This window comes from Kribbella sp. NPDC043289, assembly GCF_056436705.1.
Window position 1 is genome coordinate 522,300 of record NZ_JBWKCB010000003.1, and the last position, 20,276, is coordinate 542,575.

16 protein-coding genes are annotated in these 20,276 nt (G+C 69.8%); 7 read left to right on the forward strand and 9 right to left on the reverse strand.

Going from position 1 to position 20,276, the window contains the following annotated elements; all coding sequences use genetic code 11:
- Positions 1-9: 9 nt before the first annotated feature.
- Positions 10-549 (forward strand): GNAT family N-acetyltransferase, encoded by a 540-nt coding sequence (locus AC0662_RS20760; RefSeq protein WP_452197602.1) that lies wholly within the window; start codon positions 10-12, stop codon positions 547-549.
- Here the strand turns inward: AC0662_RS20760 and AC0662_RS20765 are convergent.
- The 6 genes from AC0662_RS20765 to AC0662_RS20790 are packed head-to-tail and all read right to left on the reverse strand — an operon-like array spanning position 546 to position 7,312.
- Positions 546-1,361 carry a bifunctional allantoicase/(S)-ureidoglycine aminohydrolase gene (locus AC0662_RS20765; RefSeq protein ID WP_452197600.1) on the reverse strand — a complete coding sequence of 272 codons (816 nt, stop codon included), beginning with the start codon at positions 1,359-1,361 and terminating at the stop codon, positions 546-548. The genes AC0662_RS20760 and AC0662_RS20765 overlap by 4 nt on opposite strands.
- Complete coding sequence (gene allB / locus AC0662_RS20770; protein ID WP_478302508.1) at positions 1,358-2,698, reverse strand: allantoinase AllB; 1,341 nt, start codon at positions 2,696-2,698, stop codon at positions 1,358-1,360. Before allB ends, AC0662_RS20765 begins: the two co-directional genes overlap by 4 nt.
- The gene (locus AC0662_RS20775) at positions 2,695-3,822 is read right to left on the reverse strand and encodes a glycerate kinase (RefSeq protein ID WP_478302510.1); all 1,128 of its coding nucleotides are present in this window, start codon (positions 3,820-3,822) and stop codon (positions 2,695-2,697) included. The genes allB and AC0662_RS20775 overlap by 4 nt, the downstream gene beginning before the upstream one ends.
- Complete coding sequence (gene gcl / locus AC0662_RS20780) at positions 3,822-5,597, reverse strand: glyoxylate carboligase (protein ID WP_478302512.1); 1,776 nt, start codon at positions 5,595-5,597, stop codon at positions 3,822-3,824. Before gcl ends, AC0662_RS20775 begins: the two co-directional genes overlap by 1 nt.
- A complete protein-coding gene (locus AC0662_RS20785) occupies positions 5,594-6,478 on the reverse strand; it encodes a 2-hydroxy-3-oxopropionate reductase (RefSeq protein ID WP_452197593.1) in 885 nt (294 codons plus the stop codon). The genes gcl and AC0662_RS20785 overlap by 4 nt, the downstream gene beginning before the upstream one ends.
- A gap of 21 nt (positions 6,479-6,499) precedes the next feature.
- Positions 6,500-7,312 (reverse strand): hydroxypyruvate isomerase family protein, encoded by an 813-nt coding sequence (locus tag AC0662_RS20790; protein ID WP_478302515.1) that lies wholly within the window; start codon positions 7,310-7,312, stop codon positions 6,500-6,502.
- 163 nt (positions 7,313-7,475) lie between these two features.
- Here AC0662_RS20790 and AC0662_RS20795 point away from each other — a divergent pair, with 163 nt between their 5' ends.
- The 6 genes from AC0662_RS20795 (at position 7,476) to guaD (ending at position 16,923) form a co-directional block, all read left to right on the forward strand.
- Positions 7,476-9,008 carry a PucR family transcriptional regulator gene (locus AC0662_RS20795; RefSeq protein WP_478302517.1) on the forward strand — a complete coding sequence of 511 codons (1,533 nt, stop codon included), beginning with the start codon at positions 7,476-7,478 and terminating at the stop codon, positions 9,006-9,008.
- Between the two features lie 119 nt (positions 9,009-9,127).
- Positions 9,128-11,053 carry a 2-oxo-4-hydroxy-4-carboxy-5-ureidoimidazoline decarboxylase gene (uraD, locus tag AC0662_RS20800; protein WP_478302519.1) on the forward strand — a complete coding sequence of 642 codons (1,926 nt, stop codon included), beginning with the start codon at positions 9,128-9,130 and terminating at the stop codon, positions 11,051-11,053.
- Positions 11,050-12,486 (forward strand): xanthine dehydrogenase small subunit, encoded by a 1,437-nt coding sequence (locus AC0662_RS20805; RefSeq protein WP_478302522.1) that lies wholly within the window; start codon positions 11,050-11,052, stop codon positions 12,484-12,486. The genes uraD and AC0662_RS20805 overlap by 4 nt, the downstream gene beginning before the upstream one ends.
- Positions 12,483-14,822: a xanthine dehydrogenase molybdopterin binding subunit gene (xdhB, locus tag AC0662_RS20810; RefSeq protein ID WP_478302524.1), complete on the forward strand. Its 2,340-nt coding sequence runs from the start codon at positions 12,483-12,485 to the stop codon at positions 14,820-14,822. The genes AC0662_RS20805 and xdhB overlap by 4 nt, the downstream gene beginning before the upstream one ends.
- Entirely contained in the window at positions 14,810-15,646 is an 837-nt protein-coding gene (gene xdhC / locus AC0662_RS20815; protein ID WP_478302526.1) for a xanthine dehydrogenase accessory protein XdhC, read from the forward strand. Before xdhB ends, xdhC begins: the two co-directional genes overlap by 13 nt.
- Complete coding sequence (gene guaD, locus AC0662_RS20820; RefSeq protein WP_452197580.1) at positions 15,643-16,923, forward strand: guanine deaminase; 1,281 nt, start codon at positions 15,643-15,645, stop codon at positions 16,921-16,923. Before xdhC ends, guaD begins: the two co-directional genes overlap by 4 nt.
- Positions 16,924-16,954: 31 nt before the next feature.
- Here guaD and AC0662_RS20825 read toward each other — a convergent pair whose 3' ends face one another.
- From AC0662_RS20825 to pucL, 3 genes are all read right to left on the reverse strand, one after another.
- On the reverse strand, positions 16,955-17,908 hold the full coding sequence (locus tag AC0662_RS20825; protein WP_478302528.1) for a type IV toxin-antitoxin system AbiEi family antitoxin domain-containing protein: 954 nt from the start codon (positions 17,906-17,908) through the stop codon (positions 16,955-16,957).
- Between the two features lie 102 nt (positions 17,909-18,010).
- The gene (locus tag AC0662_RS20830; RefSeq protein WP_478302530.1) at positions 18,011-19,363 is read right to left on the reverse strand and encodes an 8-oxoguanine deaminase; all 1,353 of its coding nucleotides are present in this window, start codon (positions 19,361-19,363) and stop codon (positions 18,011-18,013) included.
- 4 nt (positions 19,364-19,367) lie between these two features.
- The gene (pucL, locus tag AC0662_RS20835) at positions 19,368-20,273 is read right to left on the reverse strand and encodes a factor-independent urate hydroxylase (protein WP_478302532.1); all 906 of its coding nucleotides are present in this window, start codon (positions 20,271-20,273) and stop codon (positions 19,368-19,370) included.
- Positions 20,274-20,276: the final 3 nt, after the last annotated feature.

Sequence of the window (20,276 nt, forward strand, 5' to 3'; positions counted from 1 at the left end):
TTTCGAGGGATGGGATACGCGCTCGGGGAGCTGGGGCTGCGGAAGTGGCGGACGGGTGATGCGTTGCGGCTGGCCGCTGCGCACGACGATCCGGAGATGGCGCATCAGGGTGGGATCGTGGACCGGGCGTCCGCGGTGGACTGGATCGGGCGGGTCGCGGACCTCGACAACGGGCACGTGTATGCCGTCGCGGATGCCGACGATCACCCGATCGGCTGCGTCGGGGTCACCAACATCGACCGGCACCGGGTCGGCTGGACCTGGTACTGGACGCTGCACGACGTCCGCGGCCACGGCGTCGCGCGAGATGCTCTGCGCGCGCTGGCGGGCTGGGCGCACCACGACGCCGGGTTGTACCGGCTCGAGCTCGGGCACCGGCTGAACAACCCGGCCTCGTGCGCGGTCGCGGCCGGCGCCGGCTTCCTCTCCGAGGGCATCGAACGCGAACGCCTCGCCTTCGACGGCACCCGGTACGACGTGGAACGCCACGCCCGCCTGGCCACCGACCCGCTCGTCGCTCCCCAGCGCCCGGTGACGATCAGCGTTTAGAGCGTCAGCTTCGGGTGCCGGTTGACGTCTTTGTACAGCAGGTAGCGGAACCGCCCCGGCCCGCCGGCGTAGCAGGCCTGCGGGCAGAATGCGCGGAGCCACATGAAGTCGCCCTCCTGCACCTCCACCCAGTCCTTGTTCAGCAGGTAGATGGCCTTGCCCTCCAGCACGTACAGCCCGTGCTCCATCACGTGCGTCTCCGGGAACGGGATCACCCCACCCGGCTCGAAGCTGACGATGTTGACGTGCATGTCGTGCCGTACGTCGTCCGGGTCCACGAACCGCTGCGTCTTCCACCGCCCCTCGGTGTCCGGCATCTCGCGGCCTTCGACGTCCGCCTCGTTCGTCACCATCGCCGGCGGTACGTCGATCCCCTCGACCCGCTCGTACGCCTTGCGCACCAGGTGGAACGTCACCGCCGCGTCGCTGGTGTTCCGCACCGTCCAGTCGCCACCCGGCGGCAGGTACGCGTACCCGCCCTCGGTCAGCGTGTGCTTCTCGCCCGCGACCGTCAGCACAAGGTTGCCCGAGACAACGAACAGCACGGCCTCGGCCGCCGGGTCGGTCTCCGGCTTGTCGCTGCCACCGCCCGGCGCGACCTCCACGATGTACTGCGAGAACGTCTCCGCGAACCCGGACAGCGGCCGCGCGATCACCCACAACCGGGTGTCGTCCCAGAACGGCAGCCGGCTGGTGACGATGTCCCGCATCGTGCCGCGAGGCAGGACGGCGTACGCCTCGGTGAAGACCGCGCGGTCGGTGGTGAGGTCGGTCTGCGGGGGCAGGCCGCCCTTCGGCGCGTAGAAACTCATCGCTCTCCTCGGGTCAGCAGGCGGCCGCGTGGGTCGACGTCGATGTCGACGGGTGCGCCGCGGAGCCAGGTACTCCGGACGACGCCGGTGAGCGTGCGTCCGTCGTACGGCGTGATGGCGTTCTTGTGCTGCAGTTGGTGCGCGTCGACGGTGAAGGTCTCGTCGGGGGCGAGCACGCAGAGGTCGGCGTCGTACCCGACCTCGATCCGGCCCTTGGTGCGCAGGCCGGTCTGCTCGGCGGGGGCCGTGGACATCCAGCGGACCACGTCGGCCAGCGTGAACCCGCGGCGGCGGGCCTCGGTCCAGACGGCGGGCAGACCGAGCTGGAGGGAGGCGATGCCGCCCCAGGCGGTGCCGAAGTCGCCGGTGTCGAGGTGCTTGAGGTCGATCGTCGACGGCGAGTGGTCGGACACAACCAGGGTGATCGTGCCGTCCCGCAGGCCCTCCCAGAGCAGCTCGCGATTGGCGCCCTCGCGGATCGGCGGGCAGCACTTGTACTGCGTCGCGCCGTCCGGGATGTCCTCGGCCGCGAAGCTCAGGTAGTGCGGGCAGGTCTCGGCGGTGATCCGTACGCCGGACGCGCGGGCGTCGGCGATCAGCGGCAGGGCGTCGGCGCTGGAGACGTGCAGGATGTGCACGCGGCAGTCGTACTCGCGGGCCAGTCGGATCACCTGCGCGACGGCCTCGTTCTCGGCCGCGCGTGGGCGCGAGTTGAGGAAGGCCTCGTAGTTCGCGCCGTTCGGCGGGGTCGCCTCGTCGATGCGGTGCGCGTCCTCGGCGTGCACGATCAGCAGGCCGTCGAAGCTCGCGATCTCGGCCATCGCTGCCGCGAGCTGGTCCGTGTCGAGCGGCGGGAACTCGTCCACGCCGGAGTGCAGCAGGAAGCATTTGTACCCGAACACGCCGGCGTCGTGCAGCGGGCGGAGGTCCGGCACGTTGCCCGGGATCGCGCCGCCCCAGAACCCGACGTCGACGTACGCCTGGGTCTCGGCGGTCTTGCGCTTGAGAGCGAGGGCCGGCGCGTCGCAGGTCGGCGGAATGCTGTTGAGCGGCATGTCGATGATCGTGGTGACGCCGCCGCGGGCCGCTGCCTTGGTCGCGGACGTGAACCCTTCCCAGTCGGTCCGGCCCGGGTCGTTGACGTGCACGTGCGAGTCAACGAGCCCCGGCAGCAGTACTTCGTCGTCGGCGAGCCGCAACTCCACGGCCGCGTCGAGCTCGGCGTCGTACGGCGAGATCGCGACGATCCGCCCGTCCCGGACGCCGACCGCACACGCCTGCTCCCCCACGGCCCGCACCACCCGCCGAGCCCGAATCACCAGATCCACAGCGTTCATGCGATGCCTCTCTCGCTCCGTGTCATCGTAAGGTGCTGCACTGCGATCCGTTCCCCGAGCTGTTCGAGCAACGGCTTCGGGTCGGCGATACACCGCTGGACGTCCGGCTCCAGGTCGGTGAGCGCGTGCGCCGCGATCACCCCGATCTCCCGCAGCTGCCAGGGTTCCAGCTGGTTGACGCCACACACAGCGATAACTGGAATTCCGGCTGTTACCGACGCCACGCCCGCGACCGCCTTGCCGTGCAGTGTCTGCTCGTCGAGCGCACCCTCGCCGGTGATCACCAGGTCGGCGCCGATCAGTTGCTCACGGAAACCGACGAGGTCCAGGACGAGGTCGATGCCGGGCCGGAGCTCGGCGTCGAGCAGCGCGAGCGCTGCGAACCCCACACCACCCGCGGCTCCGGCGCCGGGTACATCGCGAAGGTCCTTGCCGGTCGCCTCGGCCACCAGGTCGGCCCAGCGCGTCAGCCGCCGGTCCAACTCGCCCACCTGCTCCGGCGTCGCCCCCTTCTGCGGTCCGTAGACAGCAGCAGCTCCCCGCGGCCCGGTCAACGGATTGTCCACGTCGCACGCAACAACCACCTGCACACCCCGGAGCCGGCGGCGAATGATCGCCAGATCGAAGGTCCATTCGGCCCGGTGGTCTGCGCCGCAGAGGGCTTGGATCAGGCCGGTGCCGCCGTCTGTTGACGCGCTCCCGCCGATGCCCAGCACGATGCGGGTGCAGCCTGCGTCGATCGCGGATGCCATCACCTCGCCGGTGCCGTACGACGTCGCGGTGAGTGGGGCCGGGACGCCGTCCGGGAGACGGACCAGCCCGGAGACGTCCGCGAGTTCGACGACCGCGGTGTCACCGGACCGCGCGTACCCGGAGGACACCGGCTGCCCGGTGGGACCGGACGCGACCACCGGCACCAACTGATACCCGGCGGCGACGGCGGCGGCGAGTGTGCCGTCGCCGCCGTCGGCCACCGGGACCGAGATCACGGTGGCGTCGGGGCAGACTCGTCGTACCCCGGCGCCGACCGCTGCCGCGACCTCGGTGCTCGTCAGCGTCCCCTTGAACTTGTCCGAGGCAACGACCATCCGGACGCCGAACCCCTCGAACGTCGGGGCCGTCATCAGTCCAGCAACGCGAGCGCGGTCGGGGCGTCGGCCGGTGACACCGCCAGGTCCTCGAACTCGATCACGTTGTCGATCTCGACCCCCATCGAGACGTTCGTGACCCGCTCGAGGATGACCTCGACGACGATCGGGACCTGGTGCTCGACCATCAGCTTCTTGGCCTGCTCCAGCGCCGGCAGGATCCCGTCCGGCTCGGACACTCGCAACGCCTTGCAGCCCAGGCCTTCGACGACCTTGACGTGGTCGACACCGTACCCGTTCACCTCGGGGCTGTTGATGTTCTCGAAGGACAGCTGCACGCAGTAGTCCATGTCGAAGTTCCGCTGCGCCTGCCGGATCAGGCCGAGGTACGAGTTGTTCACCACCACGTGGATGTACGGGATGTTGAACTGCGACCCGACCGCGAGCTCCTCGATCAGGAACTGGAAGTCGTAGTCACCCGACAGCGCCACCACGGTGCTGTCCGGATCCGCGACCGCGACGCCGAGCGTGGCCGGCACGGTCCAGCCGAGCGGGCCGGCCTGACCGGCGTTGATCCAGTGCCGCGGGCGGTACACGTGCAGCATCTGCGCGGCCTGGATCTGCGACAGCCCGATCGTGCTGACGTACCGGACGTCCGGCCCGAACGCGCGGTTCATCTCCTCGTACACGCGCTGCGGCTTGATCGGGGTGTTCTCGAAGTGCGTGCGGCGCTGCAACGTCGTACGGCGCTCGCGGCACTCCGCGGCCCACTCCGTACGGTCGGCCAGTTTGCCCTCGGCCGCCCACTCGCGCGCGACCTCGACGAACACCTGCAAGGCGGCGCGGGCGTCCGACACGACACCGTAGTCCGGCGCGAACACCCGGCCGATCTGCGTCGGCTCGATGTCCACGTGGATGAACTTCCGCTCGCCGCGGTACACGTCCAGCCCGCCGGTGTGCCGGTTCGCCCACCGGTTCCCGATCCCGAGGACCAGGTCGGAGGCCAGCATGGTCGCGTTGCCGTACCGGTGCGACGTCTGCAGACCGACCATCCCGGCGCTCAGCGGGTGGTCGTCGCCGATCGCGCCCCAGCCCATCAGCGTCGGTACGACGGGAACTCCGGTGACCTCCGCGAACTCGACCAGGAGGTCCGCGGCGTCGGCGTTGATGATCCCGCCCCCGGCGACGATCAGCGGCTGCGCGGCCTCGTTCAGCATCGTCAGTACCTTCTCGGCCTGGGCGCGGGTGGCGGCCGGGCGCGAGACCGGAAGCGGCTCGTAGGTGTCGATGTCGAAGTCGATCTGCGCGAGCTGTACGTCCAGCGGCAGGTCGATCAGGACGGGACCCGGACGGCCTTCGCGCATCACCTGGAACGCCTTCTGGAAGGTGCCCGGGACCTGCGCGGCCTCCATCACGGTGACCGCCCACTTCGCGACCGGCTTGGCGATCGCGGAGATGTCGACGGCCTGGAAGTCCTCCTTGTGCAGCTTCGCGACCGGCGCCTGGCCGGTGATGCAGAGGATCGGGATCGAGTCCGCGGAGGCGGAGTACAGGCCGGTGATCATGTCGGTGCCGGCCGGTCCCGACGTACCGATGCAGACGCCGATGTTGCCGGCCGCGGCCCGGGTATACCCCTCGGCCATGTGCGACGCGGCCTCGACGTGGCGGGCCAGCACGTGCTTGATGCCGCCATGGGCGCGGATCGCGCTGTAGAACGGGTTGATCGCGGCGCCGGGCAGCCCGAACGCCTGCGTCGACCCTTCCTTCTCCAGGATCAGTACCGCGGCGTCGACCGCGCGCATCCGGGTCATGAGTTCGCCTTTCCGGACAGGCGCTCCACACCGCGGAGCAGCGCCGAGTGGTCGAGCTTGCCGTCACCGTTCGCCCGCGCGGACGCGACCAGCTGCGCCACCAGGGCACCCAGCGGTACGACGACGCCCGCCTCGCGGGCGGCCGCGGTGACGATGCCCATGTCCTTGTGGTGCAGATCGATCCGGAACCCGGGCTCGAAGGAGCGGGACAGCATGTTCTCCTTCTTCTGGTTCAGCACGGTGGACCCGGCGAGACCACCACCCAGGACCTCGAGGGCGGCCTTGGTGTCGACGCCGTACGCCTCCAGGAACACGACCGCCTCGGCGACCGCCTGGATGTTCGCCGCCACGATCAGCTGGTTCGCGGCCTTCACCGTCTGGCCGGAACCGCTCGGGCCGACGTGGACGACGGTCTTGCCGACCGCGTCGAACAGCGGCTTGGCGACCGCGAAGTCGTCCGCCTCGCCGCCGACCATGATCGACAGCGCGGCGTTCTTGGCGCCGGCCTCACCACCGGAGACCGGTGCGTCGAGCAGCCGGAACCCGAGCGCGCGGGCCTGCTCGGCAAGCTGCTGCGTGACGTCGGGCCGGATGCTGGAGAAGTCGATGATCAGCGCGCCGGTCTCGGCGTTCTGGAAGACCCCGCTCTCACCCTCGAGGACGTCCTGGACATCGGGCGAGTCGGGCACCATCACGCAGATCACGTCGGCGCCCTTGACCGCGTCGGCGATCGAGCCGGCCGCGCGGCCGCCGGCGGCGATCAGGGCCTCGGCGCGCTCCGGGCTGCGGTCCAGGCCGGCCACGGAGTGTCCGGCGTTGGCGAGGTGGACGGCCATCGGGTTGCCCATGATGCCGAGGCCGATGAAGGCGATATTCGTCATTTCGTCGTCTCCTAGGAAAGGTCAGCGGCGCTCGAACGGCAGCCAGCCGAAGCTTGCTTCTGAGGTGGTGGACGGTTTGTACTCGAGCCCGACCCAGCCGGCGTAGCCGTTGGTCTCCAAGGCGGTGAGCTGGTGGTCGAGCGGAAGCGTGCCGGTGCCGGGCTCGTTGCGGCCCGGGGCGTCGGCGATCTGGACGTGGGAGACCCGGTCGGTGTGCTCGGCGATCACCCGGTCGACGTCGTCACCGTTGACCGCGAGGTGGTAGAGGTCCGCGAGCAGTCCGACGTTCGGTACGTCGTACGCCGCCTGGACGCGATCGATCACGGTCAGAGCGTCGGCCGCGGTCTTCAGCGGGTAGCGGTCGGCACCGCTGACCGGCTCGACCAGGACGGTGGCGCCGATCCGGGCGGCGGCCTGAGCGGCGAGGGCGAGGTTCTCGACCGCGAGGTCGTCCTGCTCCTGCTCGGCGACGCCGTCGACCCGGTTGCCGTACAGGGCGTTGAAGCCCTGGGTGCCGAGACGCTCGCCGATGCCGACGGTGACGTCGACGTTGTCCCGGAACTCGCTGGACCGCTTCGGCCAGGACACCAGGCCGCGGTCGCCGCCGGGCATGTCGCCGGCGAAGAAATTCAGGCCGGTCAGCTGGACGCCGGCGTCGGTCACCGCGGTGACGAACGCGTCGACCTGCCGGTCCGGCGGCACCGCCTCGACGAACGGCCACCAGAACTCGACCGCGCCGAACCCGGCCCGCCGAGCCGCGGCCGGCCGCTCCAGCAGGGGCAACTCGGTGAACAGCAACGAACAGTTCACCGTGAACCGCAGATGGTGACTCATCCCGACTCCAATTTCCGTATTGCGGAATCTTGTTTCTGTTCTGCGAAATGACCATAAGCGGGCGCCGAGTGACCGTCAAGACCGGCCGCCGGCGTCGAGGCCTGTCCTACGCGAGCGCGCGCGTTGTACGTTCCTCTAAAGCGACCGAGCTCGGAGGTACGGCGTGTTACTGGCGGAACTGCTGGATGCGCCGGAGCTCGGGCTGCGGCTGCTGCACTCGGCCGGCGGGACCCTGGACCGCCCGATCGGGCGGCTGGTGACGACCGACCTGCTGGAGCCGGGGCGGTACCTGAACGGCGGCGAGGTGGTGCTGACCGGGCTCGTCTGGCGGCGGCGGCCGATGGACAGCGAAGTGTTCGTGAGCTCGATGGCGGGGCGCGGCGCGACCACGATCCTCGCGGGGAAGGCGCAACTCGGCGACGTACCGGCGGATCTGGTGCAGGCGTGTCAGCGGCACGAGGTGACGCTGATCGAGGTGCCGGTCGAGATCGCGTTCGCGGACGTCACGGAGTACGTCGCTGCGGCGGGCTCGGCCGAGACCGGGGCGCGCCTCTCGGCGAGCCTGGTGCGGCAGCGGCAACTGCTGTCGTCGATCGCGGCCGGCCGCAGTCTCGACGAGTTGGCGGCGCGGATCTCCGCCGAGATCGGGCACGACTGCCGCGTGCTGACTCCGACCGGGCGCCACGTCGTACCGGGGCCTGGTGAGCTCGATGCGGCGGACGTCGACGCGGTGACGCGCAAGTTCCTGACCGCGGACCGTACGCCGGCGCTCGCGCTGACGATCGATGCGTCGTACAGCCTGTTCCCAGTCGGGTCGGGGCTGGGCAACCGGCTGACGGCGTGGGTGCTGGTGATCGAAGGTGACCACACCGAGTGGTCGCGGGACCATGTCGAGGCCGTGCACGAGTTGTGCGCGATCGCCGCTCTGGACCGGGCCCGGCGGGACGAGGGCCGCCGCGCGCTGCGGCCGCTGGTCGCCGACGCGTTGGCCCTGGTCGAGTCGGGCGCGCCACAGGCCGAGGTCGCCGCGCGGCTCCGGCAGGCGGGTGCGCACTCGGAACGCCCGATGGCCGTCGCGGTCGCCGAGCTCCGGGACGACGGCCCGAGCGAGGTCGCATTGAGCCTGCTGGAGGACGTCGCGCTGACGGTCGGGCCGGCCGTCGTCGCGCCCGGCCGGGACGGTCTGCTGGTCGGTTTCCTGCCGTACACGCCGGGCCTTCCCGAGCACCTCCGGCGGGCGTTCGGCCGGCTCGGATCCGGTCTCCAGCGGGCGCGGCTCGCTGTCGGGGTCAGCGGCGAGACGGCCATCGACGCGCTCGCGGGCGCGCTCGAAGAGGCCCGCTTCGCGCAACGCGCCGCCGGCGCCGGCCGGGCCCCGGTCTCGGTCGTGACCTCGGACGAGGTCGCCTCCCACGTCCTCCTGCTCGCCACGTTGCCCGACGACGTACGGCGTACCTACACCAACCGTGTCCTCGGGGCGGTGCTCGAGCACGACCGCCGGACCAACGCCGACCTGCTCAGCACACTCCAGGCGTTCCTCGCCTGCTCCTGCTCGTGGACCCGTACGGCGGAGGCGCTGCACCTGCACGTCAACACCGTTCGCTACCGCATCGAACGCGTTCAGCAACTGACCGGACGCGATCTGTCGAGCCTCGAGGACCGGGTGGACGTGTTTCTGGCGCTCAAGTCGCTCTGATTGTGTGATCGCACAAAGCCGGAGTTCATGAGCGGTTCATCTTCGGACGTTCATCGGGTGCCATCGGGGCCGTAGGAAGCCGATGCTCGGGGCAGGTCAAACCCGAGGAGCGTGTCCCGATGAAGACAGTCCTGCGACCGTCCCGCCGCGCCAGCCGCCATCCTGTCGATCAGGTGCTGCCGCCCGGCAAGCTGGCCGTCTACGGCACCCAGCACGTCCTGGCGTTCTACGCCGGGGCGGTGATCGTACCGATCCTGCTGGCCGGTTCGATCGGGCTCAGCACCGAGCAGCTCATCCACCTGATCAACGCGGACCTCTTCACCTGCGGGATCGCCTCGATCATCCAGTCGGTCGGCTTCTGGAAGGTCGGCGTCCGGCTGCCGCTGCTGCAGGGCGTGACGTTCACCGCGGTGTCGCCGATGATCGCGATCGGTCTCGCGGCCGGCGGCGGGACCAACGGTCTGCTGGTGATCTACGGCGCCGTCCTGGTCGCCGGTCTGGCCACGTTCTTCATCGCACCGTTCTTCAGCAAGCTGATCCGGTTCTTCCCGCCGGTGGTGACCGGCTCGGTGATCACGATCATCGGCTTGGCGCTGCTACCGGTCGCGGCCGGGGACGCGGTCGGCGGCGCCGGCCCGGATGCCGCTCCGACGAGCGGCAAGAACATGGCCTACGCACTCGGCACGCTGGCGCTGATCGTCCTGATCCAGCGCGTCTTCAAGGGGTTCATGGCGACGATCGCCGTCCTGGTCGGGCTGGTGGCCGGGACGCTGGTGGCCTGGGCGTTCGGCGACGCGCACTTCAGCGCGGTCAGCGACGCGTCCTGGGTCGGCGTCACCCAGCCGTTCTACTTCGGCTGGCCGAAGTTCTCGATCGCGGCGATCATCTCGATGGTCGTGGTCATGCTGATCACCGCGGTGGAGACCACCGGTGACGTGTTCGCGACCGGCGAGATCGTCGAGAAGCGGATCGGCCGCGAGGACATCGCCCGGGCGCTGCGGGCCGACGGCCTGGCGACCACGATCGGTGGCGTCTTCAACTCGTTCCCGTACACCTGCTTCGCCGAGAACGTCGGCCTGGTCCGGCTGACCCGGATCCGCAGTCGCTGGGTGGTCGCAGCGGCCGGCGGGATCATGATCCTGATCGGGCTGGTCCCGAAGGCCGGTGCGATCGTGGCCGGCGTACCGCACCCGGTTCTGGGTGGCGCGGCGCTGGCGATGTTCGCGACGGTGGCCGTGGTCGGGTTCCAGACGCTCGCCAAGGTCGACTTCCACGACCACCGGAACGTGGTGATCGTGGCGACCAGCGTCGGCCTGGCGATGTACGTGACCGCACAGCCGCAGGTCTCGCAGGCGGTGCCGCACTGGGCCGAGATCATCTTCGGCAGCGGCATCACGCTCGGCAGCCTGACCGCGATCTTCCTGAACATCCTGTTCCACCACGTCGGCAAGAACTTCGGCCCGGCGGTGGCGGGGCAACCGGGTGACACCATCCGGCTGGACCAGGTGAACAAGATGACCCGCGAGGAGTTCGTCGAGACGTTCGGCAGCCTGTTCCAGGGTCCGCGCTGGGCCGTCGAGCGGGCCTGGGACATGCGCCCGTACGCCGACACGCACGCGCTCCGGCGGTCGTTCCAGGAGGCCCTGTTCTCCGGGTCCCGCGACGAGCAACTGGAACTGATCCAGGCGTACCCGCAGCTCGGATCGCAGTTCGTCGCCGACGGCCTGAACGGCGAGGCGTCGCTGCGGGACCAGTCCGACAAGGGCCTCACGTTCCTCGGCGAGCCGGAGCGCGACGAGCTGACCACGATCACCGACGCGTACCGCGAGCGGTTCGGCTTCCCGCTGGTGATCTCGGTCCGGGACGCGGAGTCGTTCGAACGGATCGTCGAGCAGGGCCGGGAGCGGCTCGGCAACTGCGACAACCAGGAGCACGCCGCGGCTCTGCTCGAGATCGCGAAGATCGCCGGCTATCGGTTCGACGACTTCGTCTCCGACGCCAACCCGATCCACAGCGCCCGTACCCGTTGGAGCAGCAACCGATGACCACGCAAGCCCTTCGTACCTCTGCCCTGACCGTGAACGGTGAAGTCACCGCGATCGGCGACGTACCGGTGCACACCACCGTCCTGGACTGGCTGCGGGACCGTGGCCTGACCGGCGCCAAGGAAGGGTGTGCGGAAGGCGAGTGCGGCGCCTGCTCGGTGCTCGTCGCCCGGCCCGGGACCGACGCGCCGACCGAGTGGACCGCGGTGAACGCGTGCCTGCTGCCGATCGCGTCGCTGGACGGCCAGGAACTCATCACCTCGGAGGGACTGGGTTCTCCGGCCGAGCTGCACCCGGTCCAGAAGGAGATGGCCGTCCGCGGCGGCTCCCAGTGCGGATTCTGCACGCCGGGCTTCATCTGCAGCATGGCGGCGGAGTACTACCGCCCCGGGCGGGCAGGCGGCGAGAGCGATCACGAGCACGGGCCGAACGGATTCGACCTGCATTCGCTCAGCGGCAACCTCTGTCGCTGCACCGGCTACCGCCCGATCCGCGACGCCGCCTACGCCCTGGAGGACCCGACGGAGAACGACGCCCTGGCGGTACGCCGGGACTCGCCGCCTCCGGCCCCGGCAACGACCGGACTGGTCTCGGACGAGGGCGAGTTCGTCCGGCCCGCGTCGCTCGACGGCGTACTCGATCTGCTGGCCGAGCGACCGGAGGCGCAGATCGTTGCCGGGTCGACCGATCTGGGTGTGCAGGTGAACATCTTCGGTTCCCGCCCGCCGCTGACGATCGCCATCGACCGGCTGGCCGAACTCCGCGAGTTCAGCTTCGGGCCGGACGAGGTTCGGCTCGGTGCCGCGCTGACGCTGAGCGAGATCGAGCGCCGCCTGGCCGGCCGGGTGCCGTTGCTGGCTGAACTGTTCCCGCAGTTCGCGTCCCGGCTGATCCGGAACGGCGCGACGATCGGCGGCAACCTCGGCACCGGGTCCCCGATCGGCGACACCCCGCCGGCGCTGCTCGCGCTCGACGCCGCGCTGGTCCTGTCCTCGCGCCGCGGCGAGCGCGTCGTACCGCTGGCGGAGTACTTCACCGGCTACCGGCAGACCGTGAAGGCGGTCGACGAGCTGATCCGGACGATCGTGATTCCGTTGCCATTGGCACCGATGACGGCGTTCCACAAGATCGCCAAGCGCCGCTTCGACGACATCTCGAGCGTCGCGATCGGGTACGCCGTCGAGGTCGTCGACGGTGTGGTCCGGGACGCCCGGATCGGACTCGGTGGGGTCGCCGCGACCCCATTGCGCGCCCGCGCGACCGAGGCGGCCCTGATCGGCCGGCCGTGGACCGAGGAGACGGTACGGATCGCCGCCGGCGTGATGGCCGCGGAGGGTACGCCGATGGACGATCACCGCGCGAGTTCGTCGTACCGCTCGGCGATGCTCGGTCAGTCGTTGCTGCGTTTCTACTTCGAGGGGGTGGGCGCATGAGCTCGCTGTCGGAACGGCCGGCTGCCGCGCTGGTCGGAGTACCACTGCCACACGAGAGCGCCGCGCTGCATGTCACCGGAGCAGCCTTGTACACCGACGATCTGGTGATGCGGACCCGGGATGTCCTGCACGCGTGGCCGGTGCAGTCGCCGCACGCGCACGCCCGCGTGACCGCGCTGCGCGTGAAGCCGGCGTACGACGTACCGGGTGTGGTGCGGGTGTTGACGGCGGACGACGTACCGGGGGTGAACGACGCGGGGGTGAAGCACGACGAGCCGTTGTTCCCGGGTGAGGTGATGTTCAACGGGCATGCGGTGTGCTGGGTGCTCGGGGAGACGCTGGAGGCGGCGCGGCTCGGGGCGTTGGCGGTGGAGGTCGAGTACGAGCCGCTGCCGTCATTGGTGACTGTTCGCGAGGCGATCGAGGCCGAGAGCTTCCAGGGCATCGGGCGGCACCTGGAGCGGGGCGACGTCGAAGAGGCGTTGGCGGGCGCGGCGCAGGTGTTCAGTGGCGAGTTCGAGTTCGCCGGGCAGGAGCACTTCTATCTGGAGACGCACGCGGCGCTGGCGCTGGTGGACGAGTACGGGCAGATCTTCGTGCAGTCCAGTACGCAGCACCCGTCCGAGACGCAGGAGATCGTCGCGCACGTGCTCGGGCTGGCCAGTCACTCGGTCACGGTGCAGTGCCTGCGGATGGGCGGTGGGTTCGGCGGCAAGGAGATGCAGCCGCACGGGTTCGCCGCGATCGCCGCACTCGGCGCTACGCTGACCGGGCGGCCGGTGCGGTTGCGGCTGAACCGGACGCAGGACATGACCATGTCGGGCAAGCGGCACGGGTTCCACTCGTCGTGGACCGTTGGCTTCTCCAACGATGGCAAGCTGGTGGCGCTGGACGCTGTTCTGACCGCGGACGGCGGGTGGAGTCTCGACCTGTCGGAGCCGGTGCTGGCGCGGGCGATGTGCCACATCGACAACGCGTACGAGGTCCCGCACATCCGGGTCGAAGGCCAGATCGCGAAGACGAACAAGACCTCACAGACCGCGTTCCGCGGCTTCGGCGGCCCGCAGGGAATGCTGGTGATCGAGGACATCCTCGGTCGCTGCGCTCCCCTCCTCGGGTACGACGCTCTGGAGTTGCGCCGGCGCAATTTCTACCAGCCGGGCGACTCCACGCCGTACGGGCAACCGGTGCGGCACGCGGACCGGCTGGAGTCCTGCTGGTCGCAGGTGCTTGCTCTTGGTGAGGTCGACGCGCGGGCTTCGGAGATTGCCGAGTTCAACGCCGCGCATGCGCATGTGAAGCGCGGGCTGGCGATGACGCCGGTGAAGTTCGGGATCTCGTTCAACCTGACGGCCTTCAACCAGGCCGGCGCGCTGGTGCATGTCTACAAGGACGGGTCGGTGCTGATCAACCACGGTGGCACCGAGATGGGGCAGGGGCTGCACACGAAGATGCTGCAGGTCGCTGCCACGACGCTCGGGCTGCCGTTGTCGCGGGTGCGGCTGGCGCCGACGCGGACCGACAAGGTGCCGAACACGTCGGCGACTGCCGCGTCGTCCGGCGCCGATCTGAACGGCGCCGCGATCAAGAACGCCTGCGAGCAGATTCGGGAGCGGCTGGCGCAGGTCGCCGGCGGGCGGCTCGGGATCAGCCCGTCCGACGTCCGGTTCGCCGACGGGATCGTGCGCGGGTTGTCCGGCGACGGGCTCGCCTGGAACGAAGTCGTGGGGATGGCCTACATGCAGCGCGTGCAGCTGTGGGCAGCCGGGTTCTACCGGACCGAAGGACTCCACTGGGACGCGAACGCGATGCGCGGCGAACCCTTCAAGTACTTCGCGTACGGCGTTGCCGCGTCGGAGGTCGAGGTCGACGGGTTCACCGGTTCCTACACGCTGCGCCGGGTCGACATCGTCCACGACGTCGGGGACAGCCTGAGCCCGCTGATCGACATCGGTCAGATCGAGGGCGGATTCGTCCAGGGGTCCGGCTGGTTGACGCTCGAGGACCTGCGGTGGGACGAGAGCCAGGGCGATCGGCGCGGACGGCTGTCGACACAGGCCGCGAGCACGTACAAGCTGCCGAGCTTCTCGGAGATGCCTTCGATTTTCAACGTCCACTTGTTGGAGAAGGCTCACGAGGAAGGCGCCGTCTATGGCTCGAAGGCGGTGGGCGAGCCGCCGTTGATGCTGGCGTTCTCGGTCCGCGAGGCGTTGCGGCAGGCCGCGGCGGCCTTCGGCCCGGCGGGTACGAGCGTTGATCTGCCGTCTCCCGCCACACCCGAGGCCGTGTACTGGGCTCTCGATCGCGCACGAGGCGGTGTGTCATGGAGTGGGTAAAAGCGATCCAGCTGCTGAGGACCGGGCGTCGGCCTGGGGTGCTCGTCACCGTGACGTCGGTGCGCGGGCATGCGCCGCGTGAGGCCGGCGCCAAGATGGTTGTTGCTTCCGACAACGTCTGGGCGACGGTCGGCGGTGGCAATCTGGAAGCGCTGGCGGTCGAGCGGTCCCGGGCGATGATCGCGGGCGGTGTGTCGGTTCCCGAGGAGCTGACGGCCGCGCTGTCCGACAAAGCGCCGTACCAGCATGGGGTTCAGTGTTGTGGGGGTGAGGTGAAGTTGTTGCTGGAACCGTTGCCGGTGGTGCCTTCGGTAGCGATCTTCGGGGTCGGGCATGTCGGCCTCGAGCTCGCCCGGATCCTCTCGCGGCACGACATCGAACTGCATCTCGTCGACTCGCGGCCGGATCAGCTGACGGCCGATCGGCTGACCGTGCTCGACGACGCGATCGCGCAGGTCCACGTCCACAACGTGCCGGTCCTGCCGGAGCTCGTCGTCGGGGAGCTGCCGCCCGGGACGCACGCGTTGATCATGACCCACGACCATGCCGAGGACGCCGCGTTGTGCGACGCCGCGATCCGCAACGAGAAGCTCGCGACGATCGGGCTGATCGGGTCCAGCGCGAAATGGACCCGGTTCCAGCGCAAGCTCGCCGAGGACGGCAACTCCCCGGAGGCGATCGCGCGGATCACCACGCCGATCGGGATTCCCAGCGTGACCGGCAAAGAGCCGGCTGTCATCGCGGTCGGCGTCGCTGCCTGGCTGCTCGAACTGTTCACCGCCGAGCGTCGCCCCACCTCGGCTCATCGTGAGGCGAAGGCATGACTCTTTACCGTGGCACGTTCATCGACACCCCGGAGAACCCGTTCGCCGGCGCCGGCCTGCGGGTCGCCGTCGACGCCGGAGTACTGGTCGAGGACGGCGTGATCGTTGCCCGCGGCCCGTTCCTGGAGATCCGGCAGGCACACCCGGCCGAGCAGGTCGTGGACCTGCGGGACGGCGTCGTACTGCCCGGCTTCGTCGACACGCACGTGCACTTCCCGCAGATCCGCGCCGTCGGGGGTCTTGGGCTGCCGTTGCTCGAGTGGCTCGACCGGTACGCGCTCCCGGAGGAGGCGCGGATGGCCGACACGTCCTATGCGGCGAGCGTGGCCGACGAGTTCGTCCGCGGGCTCGCGGCCGCCGGGACCACGTCGGCGCTCGTGTTCGGCGCGCATTACGCCGACGCGGTCGACGCGCTCTTCAGCGCCGCGTCGAAGGTCGGCCTCCGCATCACGTCAGGCCTCGTGCTGAGTGACCGCCTGCTCCGGCCCGAACTGCTCACCACACCGGTCCGCGGGTACGCCGAGTCGCTCGCGCTCGCGAACCGCTGGCACGGCGTCGGCCACAACCGGTACGCCGTGACTCCCCGCTTCTCGCTCTCGTGCACCGACGAACTGCTCGCGACCTGCCGCGAACTGATGGACGCGATCCCCGGCGCACTGTTCACCTCACACGTGAACGAGAACGAGGCCGAGATCGCGAGCGTGGCCGACCTGTTCGGCGGCAGCGACTACGTGACGACGTACGACCGGCACGGCTTGGTGAACCGCCGTACCGTGCTCGCGCACAACGTGCACCCGACCGACGTGGAACTCAAGCTGCTCGGCGCCGCCGGAGCCGCGGTCGCGCACTGCCCGACGAGCAACGCGGCGCTCGGCAGCGGCCTGTTCCCGCTGCACCGGCACCTCCAGCACGGCGTACGCGTCGCTCTCGGCTCGGACGTCGGCGCGGGCACCGGCTTCTCCCTGCTCAAGGAGGGCCTGCAGGCGTACTTCTGCCAGCAACTCCTCGGCGACCAGGGCCGCCCGCTGACCGCCGCGCACCTGCTCTACCTGTCCACAGCCGCCGGCGCCGAGGTCCTCGACCTCCCCGACGTCGGCCACCTCTCGATCGGCCACCGCTTCGACGCCCAACTCCTCCGCCCCACCGACGGCTCCCCGTTGTCCATAGCCATCACCCACGCGGAGGACACCGAAGAAGCCCTAGCCCGAATCTTCACCCTAGGCACCCCCGCCGACGTCCAGGCGGTCTGGATCGATGGGCAGCTCCTCCACCACTGACCACGAACCCCCATTGCGGACCTCGGACAAGCTATTGGGTGTCCGAGGTCCTCGCCGCCTGTCCACGCAGTCCCCGCCAGAGCCGGTCAGCGGTACGGCGGGGTTGGTCGAGGTCGGACCAGCCGACGCGGATCATGCCGTAGCCGCGCTCGCGGAGACGGTCCTCGCGCCATTTCTCGGCGCGAACGACGTCTGCGCCGGCGTCGTACTTCAGAGCTCCGTCGAACTCCACCACCAGGACCCCGGCGAGCAGGAAGTCGACGCGACCGATCAGGCGGCCGGTCTCGTCACGGATCTCGACCTGTAGCTCCGGCGCGGGCAGACCGTGGTTCGCCATCAGTACGCGGAGTCGTGACTCACCGACCGACTCGCTCAGCCCGTCCGCGAACAGGACAGCCGCACGCGCCGCCGCCGTACCTGACCAGTGCCGATGACGCCGTACGACGGCTTCGAGCTGCTCCGGTGTCGTCAGACCGAGCCGAAGCGCCGCGTCGGCCAGCACCACACCGACCTCGTACGACGTGCCGCCCACCGTCTCCACGATCGCTCGCTCGACCCGCGTGACTCGCAGACCGGCGCACTCGACGACCTCGTCCGCGGCCACCGGCGACCGATGCAGCTGCACGTGTCGTCCTGCTCGCCCACGACCCGTCACCGGGCGGGTGAAGTGCGCCTTCGCGAGATCGATCCCCCAGATCGGCAAGCCATGAAGCACCGCAGCCGACTGATGGCTGACCACAACATCACGCAGGCGCTCGTAGGCCATCCGCACGCTCAACCGATGCAGACGCAGCGAGCGCTCCCACGGCGGCTCGTCCGACGGCCAGTCCCGAGGCTCGACGTACGAGTTGTAGGCCAGCCGCCGCCACTGCCGTGTGCGCAACCGGTGCTCCAGCCCGCTGGCGCTGTACCCGGCGGCGAGCGCGTCGGCTCGGGTGAACCAGCCGCCCCGCGCGGCGGCGACTACTGCCAATCTCCTGTTCATGCCGGAGAACATGCACCGAGCACACCACCCCCGAACGACCGATTCGGCAGTTTGTGGACAACCCCCGCGGACCTCGGACAGCCAATAGCTTGTCCGAGGTCTTCAGCGGATGTCCGCGGTCAGACGGGCCTGCACTCGCGCGACCTCGCTCGCCAGCGCATCCGGGTCGGCGGTTTGGAGTACGTCGTGTTCTATGACGGGGCGGCCGTTGATCAGGAGGAGCGATAGCGGCGGGGGTGTGCCTAGGACCAGGGCGGCGATGGGGTCGGGGATGCCGGCGTGGTCCAGGGTGTTGAGGTTCCAGACGGCTAGGTCTGCGAGTTTGCCGGGTTCCAGGGAGCCGAGGTCGTTGGCGCGGCCGAGGATTTGGGCGCCGTCTAGGGTGGCCATTTCTAGGGCGGCGCGGACGGTTAGGGCTTGGGGGCCGCCGCGGGCTCGGGCGAAGAGGAGGGCGTGGCGGAGTTCCTCGATGAGGCTGCCGGACTCGTTGCTGGCGGTGCCGTCGACGCCGAGGCCGACGGGGGAACCGGCGGCGCGGAGGTCGGCGGTGCGGGCGATGCCGGCGCCGAGGCGGGCGTTCGAGCTGGGGCAGTGGGCCACGCCGGTGCGGGTCCTGCCGAGGTGCTTGATCTCGGCGTCGTCGAAGTGGATTCCATGCGCGAACCACACGTCGGGGCCGGTCCACCCGAGCTGATCGGCGTACTCGAGTGGTGTGCAGCCGTACGTCGCCCGGCACCACTCGGTCTCGTCAATGGTCTCGGCGAGATGCGTGTGCAGGTGTACGCCGCGACGTCGCGCGAGCTCGGCCGACTCGCGCATCAGCTCGCCGCTGACGCTGAACGGCGAGCACGGTGCGACGACGAGCTGCAGCATCGAGTCCGGCGACGGGTCGTGCCAGCGGTCGATCGCGGCTTCGGTCGCGGCGAGGATCTCGTCGCGGTCCTCCACGACCGAGTCGGGCGGGAGGCCACCGTCCTTCTGGCCGCGATCCATCGACCCACGGGCGGGATGGAAGCGCAGACCGATCTCCTGCGCCGCGGTGATCTCGGCCGCGAGCATGTCGCCACCGCCGCGCGGGAAGACGTAGTGATGATCGGCCGCGGTCGTGCATCCGGTCCGCGCGAGTTGGGCGAGCGACGCCCGCGCGGCGACGTCCACGGATTCCTCGGTGATCCGGGACCAGACCGGGTAGAGCGTCGTCAGCCAGCCGAAGAGCGTGGAGTCCACGGCCAGCCCGCGCGTCACCCACTGGTACAGGTGCTGATGCGTGTTGACGAACCCGGGTGTGACCAGGCACCCCGTCCCGTCCACCACCCGAGCCCCGTCGTACGTCGGTGCGGGTCCCGGCCCGACCGCGGCAATCCGATTGCCGTCAGCAACCACATGCCCGACGAACTCGCGCCGGGCCGGATCGAGGGTCGCCACGTGCGCGCCCTCGATCACGATCCTCGCCATGGCGTCAGCAGAACCCTGGTACGGCGTGCCACGCGCTGCCGGCGTCGCTCGCGTCGTCGCGGGTCACGCTCGCCTCGATCAGCCCGTACGGGCGGTCCGCGGCGATGAACACCTCACCCGGGTTCTCGACGTCGAACGGCGAGAGGTCGACGAGGAAGTGGTGCTTGTTCGGCGCCGAGAACTTGATCTCGGCGACCTCCGGGTGCTGCTCGAGCACCGCCTGACCCATCCCGTAGAGCGTCTGCTGCAGCGCGAGACTGTGGATCTTCGCGAACTGTTCGAGCAGCAGTCCCTTGATCTCGTCGTACGACTTGTCCCAGTCGACGTCGGTGTGGTCGTAGCGCCAGCGCGCAACCAGTGACGTGGCCAGGATCCGGTCGTTCGTCTCCTGCAGCGTCGTGTACTTGTCTTTCAGGAACCCGTGGAACTCCGACCCGGTCGACTTCAGGACGACGAGGTCGCTGATCCCCGAGACGACGTACGCCTTCCGGTCGGCGCCGCGGCCCTCGACGTTGACGACCGTGTTCCGGACGCCACCGCCGGAGCGCACGAACGAGTGGTCGTGGCCCTGGCCGTCGACCTGGATCCGCTCCCAGGCGTACTCCTCGACCTCGACCCGGGCACCCTCCGCGGCGGCCGACGCGTCCAGGAAGTGCGCGCCGAGGGTGAGTGCGTAGTCCTCGATCGCGCCGATCCCCTTCTCCTTGGCGAACGCGAAGGCGGTGTTCTTCTGGGTGTCGGTCGGCAGTACGTCGCTCTGGTCGCCGGTGGTGTGCGCGGCCTCGAAGTTGCCGCGCAGCGCGGTCGACACGTTGAGGTCGCGGATCTGGTGGCGAGGCGTGTCGCGGTAGATGCGGACGACGCGGCTCTCGGCTTTGCCGTACTGGTTGGCTCCCAGGTGGATGGCCATCGG